Annotated in this window: 15 protein-coding genes; 5 read left to right on the top strand and 10 right to left on the bottom strand. The window is 68.5% G+C overall.

The window, feature by feature from the left end; genetic code table 11:
* The first annotated feature begins 100 nt into the window (after positions 1–100).
* Positions 101–1,213 (top strand): SRPBCC family protein, encoded by a 1,113-nt coding sequence (locus IG63_RS0115175; RefSeq protein ID WP_157210209.1) that lies wholly within the window; start codon positions 101–103, stop codon positions 1,211–1,213.
* 740 nt (positions 1,214–1,953) lie between these two features.
* Here IG63_RS0115175 and IG63_RS0115170 read toward each other — a convergent pair.
* Positions 1,954–2,664 (bottom strand): hypothetical protein, encoded by a 711-nt coding sequence (locus tag IG63_RS0115170; protein ID WP_030485205.1) that lies wholly within the window; start codon positions 2,662–2,664, stop codon positions 1,954–1,956.
* A gap of 332 nt (positions 2,665–2,996) precedes the next feature.
* Between IG63_RS0115170 and IG63_RS0115165 the strand changes: the two genes are divergently transcribed.
* The gene (locus IG63_RS0115165) at positions 2,997–3,602 is read left to right on the top strand and encodes a hypothetical protein (protein ID WP_030485204.1); all 606 of its coding nucleotides are present in this window, start codon (positions 2,997–2,999) and stop codon (positions 3,600–3,602) included.
* A gap of 531 nt (positions 3,603–4,133) precedes the next feature.
* On the opposite strand, the gene IG63_RS0115160 is transcribed toward IG63_RS0115165, so the two are convergent.
* The 5 genes from IG63_RS0115160 to IG63_RS0115135 form a co-directional block, all read right to left on the bottom strand.
* Complete coding sequence (locus IG63_RS0115160; RefSeq protein ID WP_211249346.1) at positions 4,134–5,576, bottom strand: SNIPE associated domain-containing protein; 1,443 nt, start codon at positions 5,574–5,576, stop codon at positions 4,134–4,136.
* Between the two features lie 419 nt (positions 5,577–5,995).
* Positions 5,996–7,258 carry a hypothetical protein gene (locus IG63_RS0115155; protein WP_030485202.1) on the bottom strand — a complete coding sequence of 421 codons (1,263 nt, stop codon included), beginning with the start codon at positions 7,256–7,258 and terminating at the stop codon, positions 5,996–5,998.
* A gap of 584 nt (positions 7,259–7,842) precedes the next feature.
* Positions 7,843–8,634, bottom strand: coding sequence for a hypothetical protein (locus IG63_RS0115145; protein WP_157210208.1), 792 nt, complete (start codon positions 8,632–8,634; stop codon positions 7,843–7,845).
* A 492-nt stretch (positions 8,635–9,126) separates the two neighbouring features.
* Positions 9,127–10,641, bottom strand: coding sequence for a hypothetical protein (locus IG63_RS0115140; RefSeq protein ID WP_157210207.1), 1,515 nt, complete (start codon positions 10,639–10,641; stop codon positions 9,127–9,129).
* On the bottom strand, positions 10,638–11,513 hold the full coding sequence (locus tag IG63_RS0115135) for a tyrosine-type recombinase/integrase (RefSeq protein ID WP_030485199.1): 876 nt from the start codon (positions 11,511–11,513) through the stop codon (positions 10,638–10,640). The genes IG63_RS0115140 and IG63_RS0115135 overlap by 4 nt, the downstream gene beginning before the upstream one ends.
* 383 nt (positions 11,514–11,896) lie before the next feature.
* On the opposite strand from IG63_RS0115135, the gene IG63_RS0115130 reads away from it, so the two are divergent.
* The gene (locus tag IG63_RS0115130; protein ID WP_030485198.1) at positions 11,897–12,376 is read left to right on the top strand and encodes a DUF6188 family protein; all 480 of its coding nucleotides are present in this window, start codon (positions 11,897–11,899) and stop codon (positions 12,374–12,376) included.
* A 155-nt stretch (positions 12,377–12,531) separates the two neighbouring features.
* Here IG63_RS0115130 and IG63_RS0115125 read toward each other — a convergent pair whose 3' ends face one another.
* Both IG63_RS0115125 and IG63_RS0115120 read right to left on the bottom strand, forming a co-directional pair.
* The gene (locus IG63_RS0115125) at positions 12,532–12,954 is read right to left on the bottom strand and encodes a hypothetical protein (protein WP_030485197.1); all 423 of its coding nucleotides are present in this window, start codon (positions 12,952–12,954) and stop codon (positions 12,532–12,534) included.
* 266 nt (positions 12,955–13,220) lie between these two features.
* Positions 13,221–13,487: a hypothetical protein gene (locus tag IG63_RS0115120; RefSeq protein WP_030485196.1), complete on the bottom strand. Its 267-nt coding sequence runs from the start codon at positions 13,485–13,487 to the stop codon at positions 13,221–13,223.
* Positions 13,488–14,614: 1,127 nt separating this feature from the next.
* Here IG63_RS0115120 and IG63_RS0115110 point away from each other — a divergent pair.
* On the top strand, positions 14,615–14,800 hold the full coding sequence (locus IG63_RS0115110; RefSeq protein WP_030485194.1) for a hypothetical protein: 186 nt from the start codon (positions 14,615–14,617) through the stop codon (positions 14,798–14,800).
* Positions 14,801–15,637: 837 nt separating this feature from the next.
* Here the strand turns inward: IG63_RS0115110 and IG63_RS0115105 are convergent.
* Both IG63_RS0115105 and IG63_RS22740 read right to left on the bottom strand, forming a co-directional pair.
* Positions 15,638–15,919 (bottom strand): hypothetical protein, encoded by a 282-nt coding sequence (locus tag IG63_RS0115105; protein WP_030485193.1) that lies wholly within the window; start codon positions 15,917–15,919, stop codon positions 15,638–15,640.
* A 687-nt stretch (positions 15,920–16,606) separates the two neighbouring features.
* On the bottom strand, positions 16,607–17,233 hold the full coding sequence (locus IG63_RS22740; RefSeq protein WP_157210205.1) for a hypothetical protein: 627 nt from the start codon (positions 17,231–17,233) through the stop codon (positions 16,607–16,609).
* Between the two features lie 439 nt (positions 17,234–17,672).
* Here IG63_RS22740 and IG63_RS0115095 point away from each other — a divergent pair, with 439 nt between their 5' ends.
* On the top strand, positions 17,673–19,433 hold the full coding sequence (locus IG63_RS0115095; protein WP_030485191.1) for a hypothetical protein: 1,761 nt from the start codon (positions 17,673–17,675) through the stop codon (positions 19,431–19,433).
* Positions 19,434–19,617 lie beyond the last annotated feature (184 nt).

Raw genomic sequence — 19,617 nt, 5'->3', positions numbered from 1 at the left:
AGGGTGACGCCTTACCGGCTTGGACGAGAGCCGCCGGCCACAGAGAGGACGGCGGATGACAGCGCAAGGCTCGGCGCGGGTCCTGCGCGAGGACCGCGGCGTGATCGCCGGGGAGCACAGCGTCTTCGTGGTCCGCGGTGAAGACGAGAGCCCGCTCGCCGCACCGTGGGACGGGAACACGCTGGTAACCGTCGACGACGATGCCACCAGAGGTTGGGACCTGTTCGTCAACACTGGCGACCAGTGGGGGCCCTACGACGTCACCACCCGATGGCTCGACGCAGAACCCGGCCCACCGGAGCCCCGGTGGGAGGACGTGGTCGAGGTCAGCATCCGCGCCACCGGCCCGCTGGTCGTGACCGAGATGATCGACAACACCCCGGCCATCGCGCTGCTCGACACCCCCGGGGACTACCGGCTCCGGGTCAGCGCCCGCGGCCGTGGCGCCGCTCGCGACGACGACGCACTCGACCGGGCCGAGCACCGCGGCGCCGACGACGACGGGCCGCCCATCGAGTGGTACCTGCTGGAGGTCTGGGCCGCACCCGCCGCAGATCCCGAAGTGCTGCGACTGGACAGCCCGCGCGCGCACGAGCTGCTGAACCCGGCACCGCCTCTGGTCATCCCCGAGGGTGAGGCCGGCCTGGCCACGGCACGGCGCATCGGGCGCGACGTCGACGGCAAGCCGGGCGCGCGCACGCTGTCCGGGGAGCTGGGCTCGGTTAGCACCGAACGCACGATCCGCGGCACTCGCCGCAAGCTCTTCTTCGGCTTCGCCCATCTCAACTCTTGGAGCCACTGCTGGGTGCCCGGACCGAGCTGGTCGTACTCCGACGAAGGGTCCGAGGACTACCAGATCGGTTCGTCGCAGTGGTCGTGGTCCCACGACCACCCCGACCAACTGACCGGTGAGCACGGGGCCGTCCGCACCTCGCTCGTGGAGGTGGCCAGGCCCCACCGCGCGGTTCGTCGTTGGGACTGGATGATCGACCCCGGCCCTCAGCAGGTGCCCTTCTGGGAGCAGGTCCCCTTGCTGGCGAGTCCCAGCATCATCACCGTGACCTTGACGCAGCATCGCGACGAGGCCCGCGACCCGTGGACGACCATCCGGATCGACCACGAGCACCTGCCGGTGGAGTGGCTTGAGGACATGGAGACGTACTGGGACTACCAGCTCTCCATCGCCGAGCACGCGGAGTTCGGGATCACGTAGGCGGCCACATGCCGATGGCTACCTGAACCACAACACGCAGACCAGCGTTCGACGCTCACCTTGACGATCCGGGGATAAGTCGTCCCTCTGTCGGTTGTGGTGTCGCTGCTGTTGTCGGTTCCGCGGCTTTGGCTGCCGCGTGGGGCGGCCGTGGGACCTGCCCGGCGACCACCGACGGGCCAGGTGACTGGGCGGTTGGCTGGGGGCGGGTTGGGCGGCGCTGTCGCCGGGTGCGCGTGAGCGGTTGGGTTTCACCTCCGTTCTGGCTCGGTGTGCGCACCCGGCGGCTGGCGCCGTCACGGCCGGTCTTGGGTGTCCGTCTTGTGGGGCAGTCTGCTGGGTTTGGTGTGGTGTTCCTCTGTTGAGTTGTTGGGAGCGGTGCCCCTGGTGGGCGGTGGCCGTCCGCCTCCCTTTCGTGAGGCTGCTGGGCATCGTCTGGAGCGGCGGGGTGCGCGCAGTCGCTGTGCCGGCCGCGACACACGAGCAGCGCAGGGCTGTGCTGGCGCGCCGGCGGCGCCGGGGGCGTTTCGGCGATGGCGCAGGCGAGCTCCGAGCAGTGTGCTGCGGCCGCGAATCCGCGGCTCGGGCTCCGCGAATCCGCGACTCTACTGTCGCGAATCCGCGACATCGCTATCGCGAATCCGCGACCAAGTCACCATCGTCGCAGGTCAGCGGAGTAGCCGTCCCTGTGGCGCATCGGACGGCGTGCACTGACAGCGCCAGCGCGAGCTTGGCCCGAGTCAGTGCACGAGGATGATGTCGCCGAGGACTCGGGTGAACTGCCTGGGGTTCTCCAGCTGGATCTGCGCTTGGGTGCGGTTCGTGCTGTTGGGGTCCTGGAGGAGCAGTTTGGCGAGGTCGAGCCGCTCGGGGTTGTGGACCAGGACGCTCCAGCGCACCGCGGCGGAACGGTCGCCGGCCAGTCGAGTGAGGGTCTCAGGGCTTGGTCGGCGTGACGCGGCAGCGCTGCCTCGGACCTGGGCGATCGGATCGCGCGCGAGCATCTCGACGTCGGGATCGGTCAGCGCTGGGTTGTGCACGATGGTGGCGCGCACCGTCTGGTGCGGGTCTCGCGCGAGGACGGCGGCAACCAGAGGGTCGGCGACAACGTCCGCGAGCCGCTCACGTACGTAGTGCTTGGGGTCGTTGAGGATGCGCTCGTAGCTGGCTGTGTCCAGGTCGCTGCGCTGCGCGGCGAGTCCCCGGATGTCCTTGTCGGGGTCCGCCAGAGCAATGTCGCGGGCCCGCGGGTGCGGGTTCTCCGTGACGCCGAACCGGACCTCCCACCGCGGGTCCTGAAGCAGAGAGCGCAGGACGTCCGCGGGAGTGGAGGGGTTGCGTGCGACAGCCTGACGGACCTCGACAGCCTCGTCTCTGGCGAGCTCCCCGAGCTCGTGCGGGGAGGTGGCACGCTGTGCGGCTGTGTCGATCCGCTTGTTGAGCCGCGTCATCGCGAAAGTGTGGCAGGTCCCGCTGCGGCACAGACCTCGGCTCGCACCTTCACCCCGGAGAGCGAGCAGACATCGGAAGGCACGATGGATCTACCTGCGACCCCACTACAGGGCCCGTCGATGGGCCCTGGAGTGGGGCGTGCCTATCGGCGAGGCGTGCCCTACAGGCTCAGGGCGACCTTCCAGTCCTGGCGTGCCAGGTATGTCAGAGCCGTAGGCGCTACGACGTTTGGGGGACACCCAAGATGGGGCCATTGGGCGACGACACGGGCAGGGCGGAAACGGAACCATTGAGCTCAACACCACCCGCCCCACAACACCAAGGACAACCGATGAACCCGCACACCTACCCCTTCCCCGCCGCGTTCCCCACCCGTCCCCTGCCGGGTGCCGCTCTGCTGGCCGAGGCCGACCGTGCGGCCGCCGAGCCCGGCGCCGCCGAGCTCGGCGCTGCCGGCGAGCGCGTGTCGTCGATGATGCTCGACTACACCGTGGAGATGCTCACGGAGCTGTTCGAGATCGGCGAGATGCCGACCCACTTCCCGCGCATCGTCAAGCAGCTGTCGTCCGCATCCCCGATCGTCCGTGCGGCGCTGATCGAACACGCCGCGCACCTCATCGACTTCGCGCTCTTGCGCCGCGACCAGGGGTGGCTCGGCCCCGGCTACGAGATGCTGATCGAGGGGGCCATCGCCCTGGAGTTCATCGCGCCGGAAGAGGCATGCAGCATCCGCACCCAGTTGTGTGGGGTCCTCTGGAACGGCGCCGTCGACGAAGTCGTCATCAGCCACCCCGACACCGCTTGTGCTGACGCCACCAGGATCATGCTGGCAACGCTCATCATGTGCCTCATCGGAACCCTCGACCCCCTCGACGAGGTCCTGGAGGAGTACCTGCACTACACGTACGGCGCACCCTGCCCGCAGCCCGCGGCCTGAGCCGCTCAACGGCACCTCGAACGCCACGCGAGGCGCATAGCCCGACGACAGCCCCGCGCAACCCCCGCGGTGGATGCAAGGAATTCCGCTGCGCCTTGAAGAGAGACCGTTCGCAGCGCGCGACAGCGCGTGGCAACCCGCCGGCCGGGCGAACCCGAGAGCATGAAGGAGGTGAGAACAACGCCCGCTCCCGGCGCCCAGGCCATGGGCCCTGCGTCGTCGGGAGGGTCGCGTCACCGTGTCCATTGCGACGCTGATCCGCGCCCGGACCGAACTAGCGGTTCGCCGGGTGACCACGCCTCGGCGGTGGCAGGTATGTGAGCCTCGGCGAATCCGGGTGGTGATGGTCGTGCTCGTGCTCGAGCGGCTCGATGATGCGGCCGATCTGCTCGACTGTCGGATCGTCGGATCCCTCCGAGATGTCGCACGTCAACTTCGGCGCGCGAGCAGACACCAGACAGTCACAGCCGTCGCGGGCCGTCGCCTGGCCCGAGGGCGTGTGCCAGCCCGCACCATCGTGATCCCGTTCGGCTAGAGGAGCCCTCCGGACCGTGCCCTCTGCTCACCAGCGGCGGTCTCGACCCACGGACTGACCGCGTCAAGCATCGCTGGTCTGGCGGGCCAGGTGGAGCGACTCTGGAAGAACTGGGGCGCCTCAGGGCTCTCGATGAAGTCCAGGAGGTTGCCCACCTTGGAAGTCAGAACGTCGCGGACCTGTGCGGGTGAGGCGAAGAAGAACTCCTTGCGGGGATTGACGCGATTCAGCCGGGCTTTGGCGAAGGCGGCGTGGAGTTCGTTCTCTACGGTGACGGCGTCGTCGGCGAAGAAGAGCGCGTGGACGTCGAAGGTGAAGGGGACTGAGGCGTCGCCAAGTTCCTTGACGCGGTCCATGGGGTCGAGTCGGCGAGTCATGCCGATCTTCACCACGTCGGGTCCGAAGGATCCGATGTTGGAGATGACGTAGACGTAGCCAGCGCGGATGTTCGCGGCCCGGTAGTCGTTCTGCTCAATGGCGCCGTCGATGGCCTCGAGGCGGGCGACGACGTCGGCGATCTCGGAGTCGTCCTTGCCTTGGGCTTGTAGGGCTGCCAGGGCGTTGGCGTAGTGCGCTCGTTCCTTGTCGAGTCGCTCGCGTTCGGCGGCGAGTTCGGCTTCGGCCCGCTTCTCCTCCCGGATGCGCTCGCGCTCCTCGCGGGCTGCTTCTCGCTCCTCTTGGACCTTGAAGAGGTAGTCGCTGGTCAACTCAAGCTCGGCCACTCGTAGGGCGTGGTAGTCGGCGGTGACGCGCATCTCCATCATGGCGCCGAGCTTGGCGATGGTGTCCTTGGCGGTCTCGAGTCTTTTGGTGGCGGCCGCGATGGAGCCGGCGCGCAGGGATCGGACGCAGTTGTCGGCCTCGGCGTTGTAGGCGCGCAGCATGAGCTTAGAGAAGTCGGCCGTCATGCGGCGGCCCTGGGCCAAGCTGTTGTTGTAGGCGAATCGCTCCGATGCCTCGATGGCGCTCTTGGCGCGAACGGTGTCCTTGATGCGGTCTCGAAGGTCGTCCAGCCGGGCCTTGAAGGCCGCGGCGTTCTCCAGCGGGTGGTGGCACTCGTAGATCCCAACCTGCTGCAGCATCACCGCGTCGTCTAGCTCGACGTACTCAGCGCGGATGGCGTCCAGTTCGGCGCGGGCAGAATCCAGCTCGACCTCGAACTCGGTCATCTCCGCGCGACTGTCGGCGCCCGTCGTGTCGGCGCCCGTCGTGTCGTCGCCGGACTCCGTGCTGGGGGCCTCAAGAGCCAGCTGTAGGTCGTTCTCTGCGGTCTCGGCACGCGTGAGTGCCGCCGCGAGCTCCTCTCGGAGGCGCTCGATCTGTTCGTGGGCATCGCGGAGCCGCGGCATCAAGTTCGGTGGACCGCCAGGCCCCGTGGCGTCCTCGAGCCTGGCCTGCTCAGACGGATGAACCTGATTGGCCGACGCGTCATCGCGCACGCCTTCCCGGCCGCCATCAGCGATGCCGCGCTCCAGGCCTGCGCCTTCGTCCTCAGCATCGCCGGTGGATTCCGAGGCGGGACCGGATTCTGGACCAGGATCGGCCGTCCGGGCCGAAGCAGCGCCGGCCGACCCACCGGTCTCGGAGCCCGCGTCGGGGGCTGTATCAGATGCGTCGGACGTGTAGTCGGAGGTGTTGGGAGCTGAGTCGTAGGTGCCCAGAACCGCGCTGGAAGCGTCAGGTCCGGTGTCGGAGGTAGCTGGCGTGGCGCGGACCCAGAAGCTCCACCCGGCGGGCGCCGGGGGCCAGGCCGGGTCGGGACTCCACCCCCCGGGCGGGGGCCGCCATCCCGGCGGTGGGGTCGGCCAGCCGGGTGGCGGGTTGAACTCCCATCCGTCTCCAGCCTCGTGTGAGGTGGTCATCCGCGGACGCCGTCGTTCATCACGATCGGGGTCAGCGCGAAGGGGTTCTTCGACACGACCGCGGCCAGGTGCTTGAGAGTCTCGGCCGGGGTGACGCGGGCGAGATCGATCTCGGTGAACGTGGCCCTGTCTGCCGCGACGGCGACCAGTGGCGTGGTGGTCTCCCGTCCGGTAGCTGGGTCGATGTGCCCGACGCCAGCCTTGAGGTTGATCGTCTCGACATGGCCATGTCGATCCGACTCCCACACCTCGTGCAGGGTGCGGAGCACGATCTCGTGCACCAGGTTGTTGTAGCGCTCTCGCTGCTCCTTCTGGGTCAGCGCGGTCTGGGTGATCTCATCCTTGGCCTTCGTGTACTTGTACGCCCGAACGGCGGGCACATCCGCAGGCGTCGGCAAGCTCAAGGCGATCTCTAGCTCCCTGTCCTCAGGCAGGTAGGTCTGGTCGATCTCGATGCTGAGGGTCTCTGGGTAGACGGAGTTGCCGAAGACGATGGAGAAGTACTCCTCGACCGCTGCCTGGTCCCCGGCGTCGTAGGCGGCGATGAGCGCATCCAAGCGCGCGTTACGGGCATCGACGTCGTCCTGCCGTGCTCGGCACTCCTCGTCGTAGACCTGGCGCGCTGCCGCGAGGCTCGCCATGCGCTCGGCCTCAGCACTGGCGTGCGCATCGTCGAGCTGTTGCTGCTGGCCGGGCAGAGCGTCGACCTCGCCCTGCCAGAGTTGAAGGGCACGTGCGTGCTCGGCGCGTGCCTCCTCTACGGCGACGGCGTGCTTCTTCTTGCCGAACAGGCCCCCGATCCCTGTTGGTGCCGCGGGCTCGTCCAGCTCCGGCGCCGGCGGTGGGGTCAGACGCGGTGGCGCCGGGATCGGTGCTTGGAATCTGGAGTTGAACGACGGGTGGACAGCCTCAATGCGCAGAGCCTCGAGATCAACGTGGTCATCGACCTCCAAGGTTGATTGCAGTACGGAGTCGATGTCGGCGAGGTCTGCTTCCACCTTGGCGTTGCGTGCCTCAACGATGAGTTGCTGTGCCTCTGCGTGCAGCCGCTTGGCCTCGCGTTCGGCCGCGGCCTTCTCCCGTCCCTGCAGCTTGATCGCGGCGACACGGGCGCGCTCCGCGCGGGCACGCCGCTGCTCGGCCTCGCGCACCTGTCGGTTCGCTTCTCGCTCCGCCGCGGCAAGGGCGCGCTGACGCTCTCGCTCGGCCACGGCGGCCTGATGCTGGATCTCGGCCCAAAAGCCACGCTTCTTGCCCACGACTCATCCCCCACGAGACATCACCGGTGAACGGGCTGTTGGCTCAACCCGAGTCCGCGACCGTGTCGATCTTCGCCGACACCGAGCGGCACGCCTTACCGAGCCGAGTCGCGATGCCCGACACCGTAGCTGCCCCCGACCACGCCGTCATGGAGTTGCAACACGGGCGGTGAGACAAACCTAGTGGGGCTGGGCCCAGCGGTGATCGGTCGCTGCGCGCAGGACCTGCAGCTTGCAGAGGTGGCGAAGCTGAGTCCGGCGCTTTGGCCGGCTCAGCGGGGCTCTGATGGCTCGGTTTGCGCCGTTGGGCGCTTCGGGCCACGTCCCAGCGGTCCGGCGAGGCATCGAGGGGCGGCTCGGACCGAAGCCGAGAGCAAGGTCCGCGTGACTCTTCGCAAGAACTACTCCGATGCACCGCGCTGATCGGCGGGTCGCACGCCGGGGTCACCGCGGTAGCTCTCATCCGCCCGAGCAGCGGCGCGGATCACTGCTCGCTCGGTGACACTGCGGTGAGCTCGGCACTGCTACCCAAGCAGCTGTCTGGCGCGCACGGATCGGTCGATTGGTTCCCTTCCTCGCCTGGCTCAACGACGCTCGATGCGAGTGATGGGGGTCGAGACGTAGTAGCCGCCGAGCGCCCCGTAGTGGGGCCCCAGCGCTACGAGGGCGTCGTCGATCCTGCATCGAAGGAGGTACTCCAGCTGTGCCCATCGGCCGTCGCTCTCCATCAGCGTGATTCGTGGCGAGGTGCCCGTTGAGCCCGGAGCTGCTGCGCTTGGGGCGCCGGGACGTCGTTGGATGCGGCGCCGGTCGAGGTCGAGGAGGTAGGTGGTGGTGCTGTGGGTGGTGACCCGCCAGCGGCCGCCGTCCTCGTCGCGCAGGATCTGTGGGGCGTCGGTCTCAGCACAGGTGGTCCACGTCGGGGCCGGCGCCAGCGGCCCGGGCTGGGTGTCGTTGAGGTGGTGGAGCGTGTGACCCAGGGGGCTGTGGCAGGTCCAGCCTGGAGTGAGGCGGTCGAGCTCCTCGAGGTGGTCGCGGGCCTCAGGCCCACTGATCAGGCTCTCGATGGCGGCGAGGATCTCCCAAGCGCGGGCCAGCTGCTTCCACTCCGCGGCGTGCTCGCTCAGGTAGCTCAGCACGTTCGAGCGGTAGCTGGAACTCATGTCGCCCAACGTGTGGCTCACGGTGTAACGGTCGACCCAAACGCGGCTCTGCAATAGGACTCGGCGGTCGATCCACTCCGGCAGTTGCGCCGCGGGATCACCGAAGGCGAGGTCCGTGGTCGGGGGCAGATCCCCGGTCACGATCCGTAGCGCGAGGCCGATGTCGTCGTGACAGCGCGCGGGCGCGGCCGGACCAGCAGATCGATCCTTCATCGTCGTTCCTTTCTGTCGGTTGTGGTGTCGCTGCTGTTGTCGCTTCCGCGGGCTTCGGCTGCCGTGTGGGCCGGCCGTGGGACCCGCCCGGAAACCACCACGGTCAGGTGGCTGGGCGGTTAGCTGGGGCCGGGTTCGGCGGCGCTGTCGCCGGGTGCGCGTGAGCGGCTGGGTTCCACCTCCGTTCTTGCTCGGTGTGCGCACCCGGCGGCTGCCGCCGCCACGGCCCGTCCTGAATGGCCGTCTTGAGTGGCCGTCTTGCGGGCCGTCTTGATGGCCGTCTGCTGTGTTCCTTGTCGTGTTCCTCTGTTGAGTTCTTGGGAGCGGTGCCCCTGGTGGGCGGTGGCCGTCCGCCTCCCCTTCGTGAGGCTGCTGGGCATCGTCCGGAGCGGCGGGGTGAGCGCAGTCGCCGCGCCGGCCGCGGCACAAACCAGCAGCGCGGGGCGAGAGGTCGGGGCCGGCCGGAAGGGTTCGGGGGCGGGTCGCTGTGGGTCAGGCGAGCCGGTTCGTGGAGGTGAGCCCGGTGGGGCCCAGGGCGCTGAGGCGTCGGGTGTTGGGTTGGGTCTGTTCGGCGTGGCGGTGTTCGGCGAGGGCGTTGTTGAGCACGGTGAAGCAGTAGAGGTCGATGAGGCCGCGTTGCCAGCCTTTGCTCATGGCGCGGTTGACGATCAGGGTGCGCTTGTAGTTGGAGTGGAAGCTCTCGGCATCGGAGCGGATCCCGGCGAGCCGGAGCGCGTCGGGGTCGCCGGTGGGCAGGATCCGCAGCTGTTCGGGGCGGCGGTGGTCACCGGGTGCGGCGTTCTTGTCGGGGTGGGGGCTGAGCCAGACCGTCACGGTCTCGTAGGGGCAGGCGAGCTGGTAGCCGACGTTGAAGTGGTAGTGGCCGTCGCGGCGTCGTTGTCGTTTGACGTGGCTCCGCGACAGGGTTGAGACGACCACCGGGTCACCGGAGTCGTCGAGGTCGATCTCGACGACCTGGCCCGCGGCGGCGGCGATGTGGTGGCGACAGGTGCGGTTGGGCAGGTCGTGGGCGATGGTGCCCAGCGGGATGCTGCGGGCGCGGTGACCGTTGGGGGTCTTGACCAGGCTGAGGCCCTCGCGGTCATCACCGGCGGCGTCGGCGTGCTGCTTGGCCAAGACGGCGTAGCCGTAGTTGCGCATGATCGTCTCGATGTGGGTGCCGCGCAGGGCGCCGTCGTAGACGACGAGCTGGATCCCGGTGCCCGCGGCGCGGTGGACGTCGCGCAGCAGCTCGACCGCGGTGGCGGCCTCGGCGCCGGGGGCAGGGATGTGGCCGGCGGCCAGGTCGATGCGTTCGTAGGGGTGGGGTCCGCGGGCGTGCCAGCAGACGTAGCCATGGGTCAGGACCGGGCCGGCGCGGCCGTGGTGCGCTTGGAGGTCGGGGTCGAAGCGGTGCGGGGGCGCCGCGAGCAGCTGGCCGGTGCGGGGGTCGGGGTAGGCGATCGAGGTGGTGCCGTCGTCGTTCTCGACCGTGACCGCGGCCGGCGGCCGGTACAGGGGACGCACCAGGGTGCCGTCGCCGTAGGTGACGCGGGTCTGGTCGGGGTGGGTCAGCGACCCCGGCCCGTGGGGGTCGAGCAGCCCGATGCGGCGGGCGGCGGCGACCGCGATCGGGGGGAACTCGCGGCCCAGCAGCCCGAGGCCGTCCTCGGTGGCCAGGTGGTGGTTGCGCAGGAACCGCCAGTGGTCCCACTTCGGTGGCCGGGCTCCGGGTGGCGGCAGGTCAAGGCCTCGCTCGGCGATGGTGCGGATCATCAGGTTGCGGGCCGCGGCCCAGGTGTGGCCCTCGGCCAGATCGAGCTCGACGCGGATCCCCGAGCGCAGAATCCGGGCCATCACCCCGTAGGCCAGCACCACGTAGGCCGGGTTCTCCGGGCGCCGCCCGACCAGATGCTCCGGCTCCAAGACCCGCCCCAGCTCATAGACGGTCGGGGAGGTCAGCACCGCCCGGATCCTCGTCCAGGTGTTGTAGTGCTCGCGGCTCATGGGCTGGCCCTCCACTCCAAGGCGATGTCGGCCGCGACGGTGTCCAGGCTGCGGGCGCCCATCCGGCGGGCGACCTGCTCGATCGGCAACCCCGCCTCATAGAGCCGGCGGCCGGCCGTGTTGCGCACCGAGGCCGGCCGCACATCGGGCTCGGCGGCGAGCCCCGAGAGCGTGAGCACCCCACCCAGGGCGTTGCAGACCGCGGACTGGGCGTGCGTGCCGCCGCCCACCTGCTGACCCCGGTAGCTCAGCAGCGTCGCCGGGGTGGCGCCACGTTGGGCGAGCAGCTCGAGCTGGCGCGCCACGATCCGGCTTCCCCAATCGCTCAGCTCACCCAGCCGCGGGTCGTGGCGACGGGTCCCGGGCAACCGCACCCACCGCGGCTGGCCCGGATGGTCCACATCACCGACCCGCACCGCGGAGATCTCACTGGAGACCGCCGTGGTCTCCCCCAACGCCCAACACACCGCACGATGCAGCGACCGACCGCCGGCCTCCCCCAACCGTGAGGAGGCCCGGCACAAGGTGACCTCGACCTCGCTCAACGGCCTAGCCGCCGCGTTGGTGCGCGAGGGCAGCCGTACATCTAGGGACGGGTCACCCACCTCGTAGCCGAGCTCGCGCAGCGTGCGGAAGAACATTCGGATCGCCGAACGACGCGAATGCCGTGTGGTCAACGAGGGTGTCGTCGCGTCCCTGGTCAGGGCGTCGATGAACCCCGCACAGTGCTCGGCGCTGATCTCGCTGACCGCGACCACGCCCTGACGGTCCAGCCGCCGCGTGAACCGCGCCACGGTCTCCCCGCACTTCTCCAACGTCGCCGGTGTGAAGTCCCCCTGCTGCGCCCAGTGACCAAGCACCAACTCAGCCACCCCCGGCAACCCCGGCCGCCCAGACGGGCCAGGCAGTCCAGGCGGCGCAGGCGGCGCAGGCGGCGCAGGCGGCGCAGGCGGCGCAGGCGGCGAGGGCACTGGCTGATCGACCACGCCGGCACCGGCCAGCGGAGCACCATCAGCAGCAGAAGCGTGAGCGGTGCCTGTGCCGGCAGGAGCGAGGGTGAAGTTGGACATGGAGTTAGGGGTGGGATCGGACATCGCGTCCTCCTAGCCCTTCGAGGCTAGGCACCCCTGAACCCGCTGTCACCGGCCGAACGACCGCAGAACGCTTCAGACGGCCTCCAGAACGCGCATGCCCCGACTGCTCGGCCGAGGCAACAGGCGGTGAGTGCTGAGGGTTGCGTGATGGAATCCGAAGCATGAGCGATCACCCGGTCATCCGGTCCACCCACGGCCAGGAACGACAGGGCGGCGTCGAAGGCCGGGACAACAGCGAGGCCGCGGGCGCCAACCGACTGCTCACCACCTTGCTCGGGCACCAACTTCTGCAGTTCCGCATGGGCCACGACGTCAGACTGGAAGTCGGTCCCCATCACGAGGTGGTCCTCGAGGCGCCCATCGAAGTGAGGGACCGCACCTCCCGGTGGTTTGGCGAACCGCTGTCGGCGGGGGCAGCAGGCGCGCTGCTGCCGCTCATCGATCAAGAGGTCAGCTCCGCTCACATCGCGACGAACGGTTCCCTCGTCCTCGGTGTGGGCTCGGCGACCCTGACGGTGCACTCCGCCCCGACATACGAGGCATGGCAAGTGCACGGACCCGAGGGCATGTTGATCGGCTGTTCCCCCGGCGGTGACTACGTGGCTTTCTGGGAGCCAGAAAGCCGAACGAAATGCCCGTGAAAGACGCCGGTCCCACGTCTCGAACTGCCGCTTCGATGGGCGAACGGACGACTGGTGGTATCGCGCGCCGGTAGAGGTCTCTTGCGAGAGTTCTCGGGCTGGACTTCCGGTCGCAGACGGCGCGCGCATGAGAATGGGGACGGCAGCGGACCGCGTCAGCCGATCTCGACGCGGACACCCTCACCGTGCTCAGGGACCAGCTTGGCCGGGCCAGGGATCGCGCCCACGGGAACCTCGAAGGTCCACGTGACCCATCCCAGCTGATTGTTCTCAGCCATGCCCGCGTCTGCGACAGCCAGGTCCCATGTCCGATCGGCCTGCACCAACCGCAGACTCACGTCCCGCAGAGGCACCTCAGGCGGCTCCTGCCACCTGCAGGCATCGCAACCCAGCCCAGTCGAGCACCCCATGCTGTCCCGACACCCCTCAACGAAAGCGCGCCCCTCAAGCGTGGTAGCCGCGCCGCGCTCGAGCACCAGCTTGCTGCTGCTCTTGATGTAGGGAGTGGGACAAGACGCGGCCGCGGGCAGCTGTGACAAGGGCACTGCCGTCAACACCACCAGAGCGATGATCAGCAACAGAGGTTGTCGTCGCACACGGAGTGGACGGCTACGCCGCGCGTTCGGTTCCTTCACGCGACCTCAAACGGCCGCGGCACACAGCAACCAGACGACGCACCATGCCGTGCGACATGCCTCTCCGCCTACGGGTTCCTAGCGCCAGAGGGAGCGCCCGCAGTCCCGTCCCTGACGGTGAGCTACGGCGCAGAACGCCGTGTCCCCTTCGCTCGGGACCGGGCTGACGCTTCTGGAGACCGCCGCGCCGAAGTCACCACTGCGCCCGATCAGGGTCGCTGTGGGGCTTCAGGGTTGAGCAGCACGACTCCTTTGGTCCTGGGGGTCGCCATCGCTTGGTAGCCCTCGCTGAGCTCCTCGTCGTCGGCATAGCCGCCGCCGCCAGAGACAGCACCACCGACGGGGATGAAGCCCTTGCCGGGGATGGTGATCCCAAGGGGATCTGTGCTGACCGCTGAGCCGTGCGGTGCGAGCAGGAGGTAGCCACCAACCTCGAAGCACCCACGCTCGTTGAGCCTCAAGGTGCCGCCGACCATGGCTTCAAGCCGAACCGTCTCCTCGTCCGGAGGGCCTTGAGTCAGCAGCGTGGGTTCGCTGCCCCCTGCCGCCTCAGAATCCCTCTCGGGACCACTGCCGGACGCTGCTCGGGAAGTTGTCACCCCACTGACCGTAGCGGCGCCGTCACACGCGCCGTCGAGTCCACTCCTTTGGCCGCGAACCTCCTTCGCACGCCGCTGCGTGTGCCGCAGTCGAACCAGGGATGCGGCCCCGCCCGGCCACCCCACCGCCACGTTGGGGTTTCGGAGCCAAGTCCCTGACCTCGGCGCGCGAGGCTCTCAGCTGCCCGGATCCTCGACGACCTTGATGCGGACGTCGGTGGTCGGCGCCTCCGCCTGGCGGGTGGCGTCAGCGGTTGCGGTGAACGTCCCAAAGCGATCCGCCTAGTTGAGGTCGCTCTCGCAGTAGAACTCCACGACGACCGCCCTCGGTACTGGACGTCCTCAAGGGTCTGTTAGAGCGCCTCTCGATACTGCATCTCGTTGATAGGGACGGTACGGACAACTTCTGAGGCTGCTGTGCCCAGTGCGATCTGTCGGATCGCGAAGGTGCCGGATCCGCAACGGCTCGGCGTGGTGAGGCGGGGAGCGAGCAGCCGGGCGCAGGGTCGTAGCGCGCCGCCGGAGATCTACTGCCGAACGGAGGTAGGGCTGGCACCATCAGGCGCATGAGCAGCCCTGGCGTGACCCACCATCGAGGTCCTGTTCGCCGTCACCTCGTTAGGGCCCTGCTCAGTCTGGGCGCGGGAGCCGTACTCGCTTGCTGGGTGCTGTTCTCGTTGGTCCTGTGGGCCCTGCGGTGTGGCGACAACTGCAGCGGCGACGACGCTCAGCACTGGCGATGGAGCGCTCAGCTCGTCCTCGCCGCGGTGGGGTCGCTCTGCGGAGCGCCTGCCCTCGTGCTCGGCTTCACCTCGTGGACCCGCACCTACCGTGTGCTGCTCTGGCTGTGCCTCGGCTGCGGGCTGGTGTGGGTTGCCTGGGTGATGGGCGGTCGAGGGGGCTTCTGACACCGCGACGCCGCACGGCGCCGGTCCGCAAGTCCCCCGCTCAGTAGAGCTGCGCAACTCGCTGATCCCGGCTCGCTGGAAGGGTGGGCGGCCCTCGTGGGCGGAGAGATACGCGACGCCTACGACGCCTACGACGCCTACGACGCCTACGACGCCTACGACGCCTACGACGCCTACGACGCCTACGACGCCTACGACGCCTACGACGGTGATGATGCGCCCGACTCGGCGCACGGTCCCTCTGCTCACAGGTCCAGTGTGGGGCCACGGCGTCGCAGTTGAAGTCGTCCCGTCGCCTCCCATCGATGGTCTCGCGACCACGTCTTTCGATGCGGGCCACTACCTGGCCGAGGTTGGTAGGGCCACCGCGGAGGCTGCGCGCGGGTGATGCTCGGCTCGCCGTCGCAGAAGTGGTCCGCGCCGTGGTCGAGCTCGCGGGTCGTCAGCGCGAGTGGCTCACACCTCGACGTGTCACCGCTATGGCTGTGAACTGTTGACCATGTCGTTTTGTGATTCTTGCTCTTCTCGGAGTCTGTCCGAGCACTCCACCGCAGTGGCCGTGACTGCCTCCGCGACGTCGTAAACACGGCACGCCAGACCAATGGCGGTCTTCCCCGCCTCCGGCGGAAAGAACGAGCCCGATTCCATCGCCTTGAAAACGCCGACTTCGATCTTGGTGCCACCGCGAGGGGTCGCATCCCAGGTGGAACCCTGAGTCTCTGCGACTGTCAGGTACGGGTCCGTGAACCATTGCAGGGTTGCGCGAACTCGCTCGTCCGGCGTGCTGGCGCCCGAGGACGCGATAGCACTACTGACGCCTTCTGGAACTGAATAGTTGGCGACTTGGGCGGCTCGGTCGTCTGCGTCTCGTTGCAGCGTGCCGCACCCAGCGAGGAAGACCGCTGCCAGCCCAATGATCCCGAGGCGCGCTACCTTCGCAGTCCGGCTGCGATGACCGGCAGGCGATCCATCGGCAGCGGAAGGGCGGAAACGGGTCTGCGCGGCAGCGCGCAGGCGTCGTCGGCGCGGGGCCTCCTGTGAGAACTCCCTCGGGAGGCTGACCAACGCTTGGGGTGCGTGATGCATCTGGTCGTTCCTCGTCTGTTGGCGCGGCGCTGCTCAGATGTTGGGCGCCACGAGTATGGCGATGCCGGAGATGACGATGGCGATGGTCGCGGCGGTACGAGCGCCATTGCCTGTGGGAGCGGCTGTGCGGGTTGCCCAGCCGAGGGCGTGGGCGAGTACTGCCAGGACGAACGACAGGAGGCCGAGGAAGTCTGAGAGCGCGAGCGCCAGACCAACAAGCGCCGCGGCGAGTGCGATGTAGGCGCGGGTCTTCATGTCAGGACGTGTCGGGACCACCTGTGAGTCGCGGTCGGCAAGCCCGCGGGTGGTGTCCATGCGGTCATGCTAGTTCTGCGGGAAGCGGGCTTCAGGCGTGCTCGCCACTCGATGTGAAGCCACGCTCCACGCCGTCGGCCGTCAGTCACATGCACTCGGCCCACTGACCGGCGAACCAGCGCTCATCGGTCGCCGGAGGACGTCGACCTGATGACCCTCCGCCTCGCTTGTTGAGCACATCAACGATGTCCACGCGGATGTCACGGTTCCCGGCGGGGTGGGCCGCGATCCTGGCTTCGTAGCCGTCCGCCGGGCACGCCCGGGACATGGTCTCGTTCTAGGGCACGGCGGCTCTCAGCGACCACGACATCCTCGTAGTGGCTCTCACACATGCCACCGTTCTGTCAGTGCTTCCACCGCAAGGGGCCCGGTTGCCCGCCGGACCTGTGTCCTCGCTCATGCAGGCGCTAGTCAGCGCGACCACGCTAGCCAGGACCAGGGAGCTCGAGGTGCTGCCTCATCGAATCCCCAACCCTGGTTTTCGGTCGCTTCGGTCCCGGTGGGACACAACCTCTAGGCGTCAGTTCCCGGGCCGAGGAACGCGCAAGTGGACCCGCGCGGGGCTGGCAGGCGGTGCGATTGAGTCCCTGCACGAACATGGAGCCGGCGTTAGCGAGGTGGCCGCCGCGACTGCGCACGTCGGCGGCAAACGACGCAGCCGTGCCGGATCCTTTGATGATGTCGGTGTCAGGCGAGGTAGCGCGGGTCTGCGGTGACGGGGCCACGGAAGTAGTCACCCCGCTCGAACTCGACAACGACAGGCACGTCCTGTTCGGCCGCCTGGGTCGCGGTCCACGCCACCTGCTGCTCCTGCATCCGGAGACTCTCCATGGACAGGTCGCACACCATGGGAGTCGAGGTCACGGTGATCGTGATGCGCTGCCGAGTGACCTCGACATCGCGGACACCATCAGCCGGTGCACAGTCCCCGCGCCACAGAGACTTCAAGTGGTTCGGCGGGTCAGTCTCAATGAGTTCCTGCACTGCGTCCTTGACCCGCGCGTCGGGTGGCAGCGGCAAGTCCCGGCTGGGTGAGGGTCTGCTGGCCGGTCCTTGGAGACCCTTTGCGCTGGGGATGGGGACCAGCCTGGCCGGACCCCTTTCATTTGTGATCACGTACACCTGAGTGCACTCCGGAGCGGGACAGGATGCGTCCACGATGATTTCCGTCTCCGGCGTGTCGGTGGCAGAAGGCTCAGACACCGGCGCCGGGCGTTCGGCGTCGTCGCTCCCGGTACACCCCGACATGGCAAGCACGGCCGTCGTAGCCAGCACTGACGGCAGCCAACGCGCGTTCACCCGTCGATACTTCATGCAGGTCTCTCCCTTCGCGGGCTCCTGTTGGTGGCACCTGTGAGACGGCCACGCACCGGCCCTGGTTCCAGCAGAGACGCCCGCCCCTCGCCCATGGTCACGCGACGACGCTCTCAAGACTTTCGTCCGACAGATCGAGACTTCTTCCGAAGTCCGCTGCGAGCGGGTTCCGCTTGAAGTCCCGGGTTCCGGCGTCACCCAAGGCGCTCCACGTCGCTGACTGGTCCCTCGGCGGTCGCGACCCCACCGCGTTCGCCCACGGTCTCAGCTGGCATCCACGATGCTGCGCAGCGTCTCGCTCAGCGCTCCCGGGGGCGGAACAGCACGATCCTGGACTCTCGGCCAGCCGTCGTAACCGGCGATTGCGCTCCCCGACTTCGTCTTGACGGTGCCCCTTGCACGGCTCAACCAGAGCCCAGCCAGGACGGACACCAAGCTCATGCCAGCTCTGCGCAAGGCCCCCACCAAGACTCAGCAAGCGCACGCGATGCTCAGCGACCCTCACCTCTACGAACTCTTCGACGTCTTCGCCCGCCACCGACCCGGCGCCAACCGTCCGGTCCGTCCTGCCGACCTCGCCTGCTTCATCCTCGACGTCGAGAGCCGGATCTACGGCAACCGCCAGCAGGTCGAGGCCGCCAACGCGGCCCCGACGGTGTGGGCGAAGAAGCGCAAGCTGGTCCGCGAGTTCTCCGGACGCACGCTGCCGTCGGTCCCACCCGGCCCGGACACCGTCCGTAAGTGGCGCTCCCGGTGGCTGCCCCCGCTGGACCGCACCGAGGACGTCTCGGTGCCCGAGGTCCTGACCGACCTGCTCGATGCCGCGACCAAGCTCGGCGCGAAGCGCGCTCGCAAGCTCGGTCAGTTCAAGGCCCACCAGCCCCGCAACTTCGCCGACCCCTCCCCCAGGCACAACGTCTCGATGGACGGCACCTGGCTCAGCCCGTTCAGCCACGCCAAGTCCTGGACCGACCCCCAGGGAGTGGAGCGTCTGCTGCGTTCCAAGGCGAAGTCGAAGGCCACCATCCGCGAGCAGCAAGTGGTGCACTCCACGACCAAGGACGGGCGCAAGGTCATGGGCGTCAACCACGTCGTCGGCGTCACCCGCACCAAGTACGGCCGCGTCTTCCTCGGCGTCCAACGTGCCCTGCGCGGGGAGAACCTCGCCGCACTTGAGCTTACCGAGCGCATCGTCGAGCACACCGAGGACGGCATGCACTCCCTGACCTACGACAAGGGCTTCCACGGCTGGACCACCGACTACCTCGCCGCCAAGCACGGCATCCAGACCGTGATCCCCGCGAAGGTCGCGACCGCGGGGCGTACCGAGGAGGAGCAGCTGGACCACATGCTCGCCGAGCAGGCGCTGCGTGTCCCCCAGTTCGACGCCCAGGAGACCCTGCGACGCACCGGCAACGACACCACCACCCGCAACGCGCGCTCACAAACGACGAAGAAGAAGGCCAAGGCCCGGGCGAAGAAGTCCATCCGGCCCAACAACACACTCATCGAGGCGATGGCCCACGACCGCCAAGCCGAGCGGCACGACCTCGCCGGCTTGATCGCCAAGACCCAGAAGGGCATTCCCACCGGCCACGGCCTGCCCCTGGGCACCAGCCACTACGTCAGCTCGCAGAACAAGCTCATCACGGTGCGCAGCCAGCACGACTTCTACCGCGACATCAAGCACACCCACCCCCGCGGCAGCGTGTGCACCCACTCCGTCCACGTCGACGACGGCGCCTTCTGGGTCGTCGACTGGTACGACGGCGCCTGGCACAAGACCCAGCGCGTCACCTGCAGCCACTCCGCCCCCGTCGCCGACCCCGTCACCGGCCACCACACCATCGTCTCCACCCACCAGCTCTACTGCCGCCAGACCCGATCCTTCCTGGACTTCGACACCATCTACGAGCCCCGCCACAAGCCAGGCAAGCCCACCCCGGCCGAGTCCGCCGCACGCTCCAAGCAGCAGAAGGCACTGGCCCTCATGCAGCCGATCGCGCGCTGCGACGAGCGGTTCCGCCGCGCCTATGGCCTGCGCAACGACATCGAGTCGTGGTTCTCGGACATGAAGAACCGACTCCTCGCAGACCGCCGCGCGGCCAGCCTCGACCTCAACCACCAGATGCTCGACGTCCTCTACGCCGGCATGGTCACCAACGCCCTCGCCCTGCGCATCTACCGCTACGAGCACTGAGCCCCAACGACGGCCCGAGTCGCGACGCCCTCTCACGACTCACGACCAGCGACCCAGCACTCCGCATCGGGCTCGACCAGTCGTTTGAACCGCCCCGGCATGTCCGGAGAGCTGATTCGTTGGAAGGATCACTCTCATGGCACGTCCCTCGAGGTACCCGACCGAGCTGCGTGAGCGCGCGGTG

Origin of the sequence: Nocardioides aequoreus, from assembly GCF_000720335.1 — a bacterium.
Classification (GTDB): Bacteria; Actinomycetota; Actinomycetes; order Propionibacteriales; family Nocardioidaceae; genus Marmoricola; species Marmoricola aequoreus.
Note: the sequence above shows the minus strand (reverse complement) of the source record. Positions and strands in the feature narration are given on the sequence as shown.

What these genes read in the sequence shown, in the direction of transcription:
- IG63_RS0115170 (WP_030485205.1), bottom strand. Translation starts at nt 2,664, where the DNA reads ATGACGCGGCTCAACAAGCGGATCGACACAGCCGCACAGCGTGCCACC.
- IG63_RS0115165 (WP_030485204.1), top strand. Translation starts at nt 2,997, where the DNA reads ATGAACCCGCACACCTACCCCTTCCCCGCCGCGTTCCCCACCCGTCCC.
- IG63_RS0115145 (WP_157210208.1), bottom strand. Translation starts at nt 8,634, where the DNA reads ATGAAGGATCGATCTGCTGGTCCGGCCGCGCCCGCGCGCTGTCACGAC.
- IG63_RS0115140 (WP_157210207.1), bottom strand. Translation starts at nt 10,641, where the DNA reads ATGAGCCGCGAGCACTACAACACCTGGACGAGGATCCGGGCGGTGCTG.
- IG63_RS0115130 (WP_030485198.1), top strand. Translation starts at nt 11,897, where the DNA reads ATGAGCGATCACCCGGTCATCCGGTCCACCCACGGCCAGGAACGACAG.
- IG63_RS0115120 (WP_030485196.1), bottom strand. Translation starts at nt 13,487, where the DNA reads ATGGTCGGCGGCACCTTGAGGCTCAACGAGCGTGGGTGCTTCGAGGTT.
- IG63_RS0115105 (WP_030485193.1), bottom strand. Translation starts at nt 15,919, where the DNA reads ATGGACACCACCCGCGGGCTTGCCGACCGCGACTCACAGGTGGTCCCG.
- IG63_RS22740 (WP_157210205.1), bottom strand. Translation starts at nt 17,233, where the DNA reads ATGAAGTATCGACGGGTGAACGCGCGTTGGCTGCCGTCAGTGCTGGCT.
- IG63_RS0115095 (WP_030485191.1), top strand. Translation starts at nt 17,673, where the DNA reads ATGCCAGCTCTGCGCAAGGCCCCCACCAAGACTCAGCAAGCGCACGCG.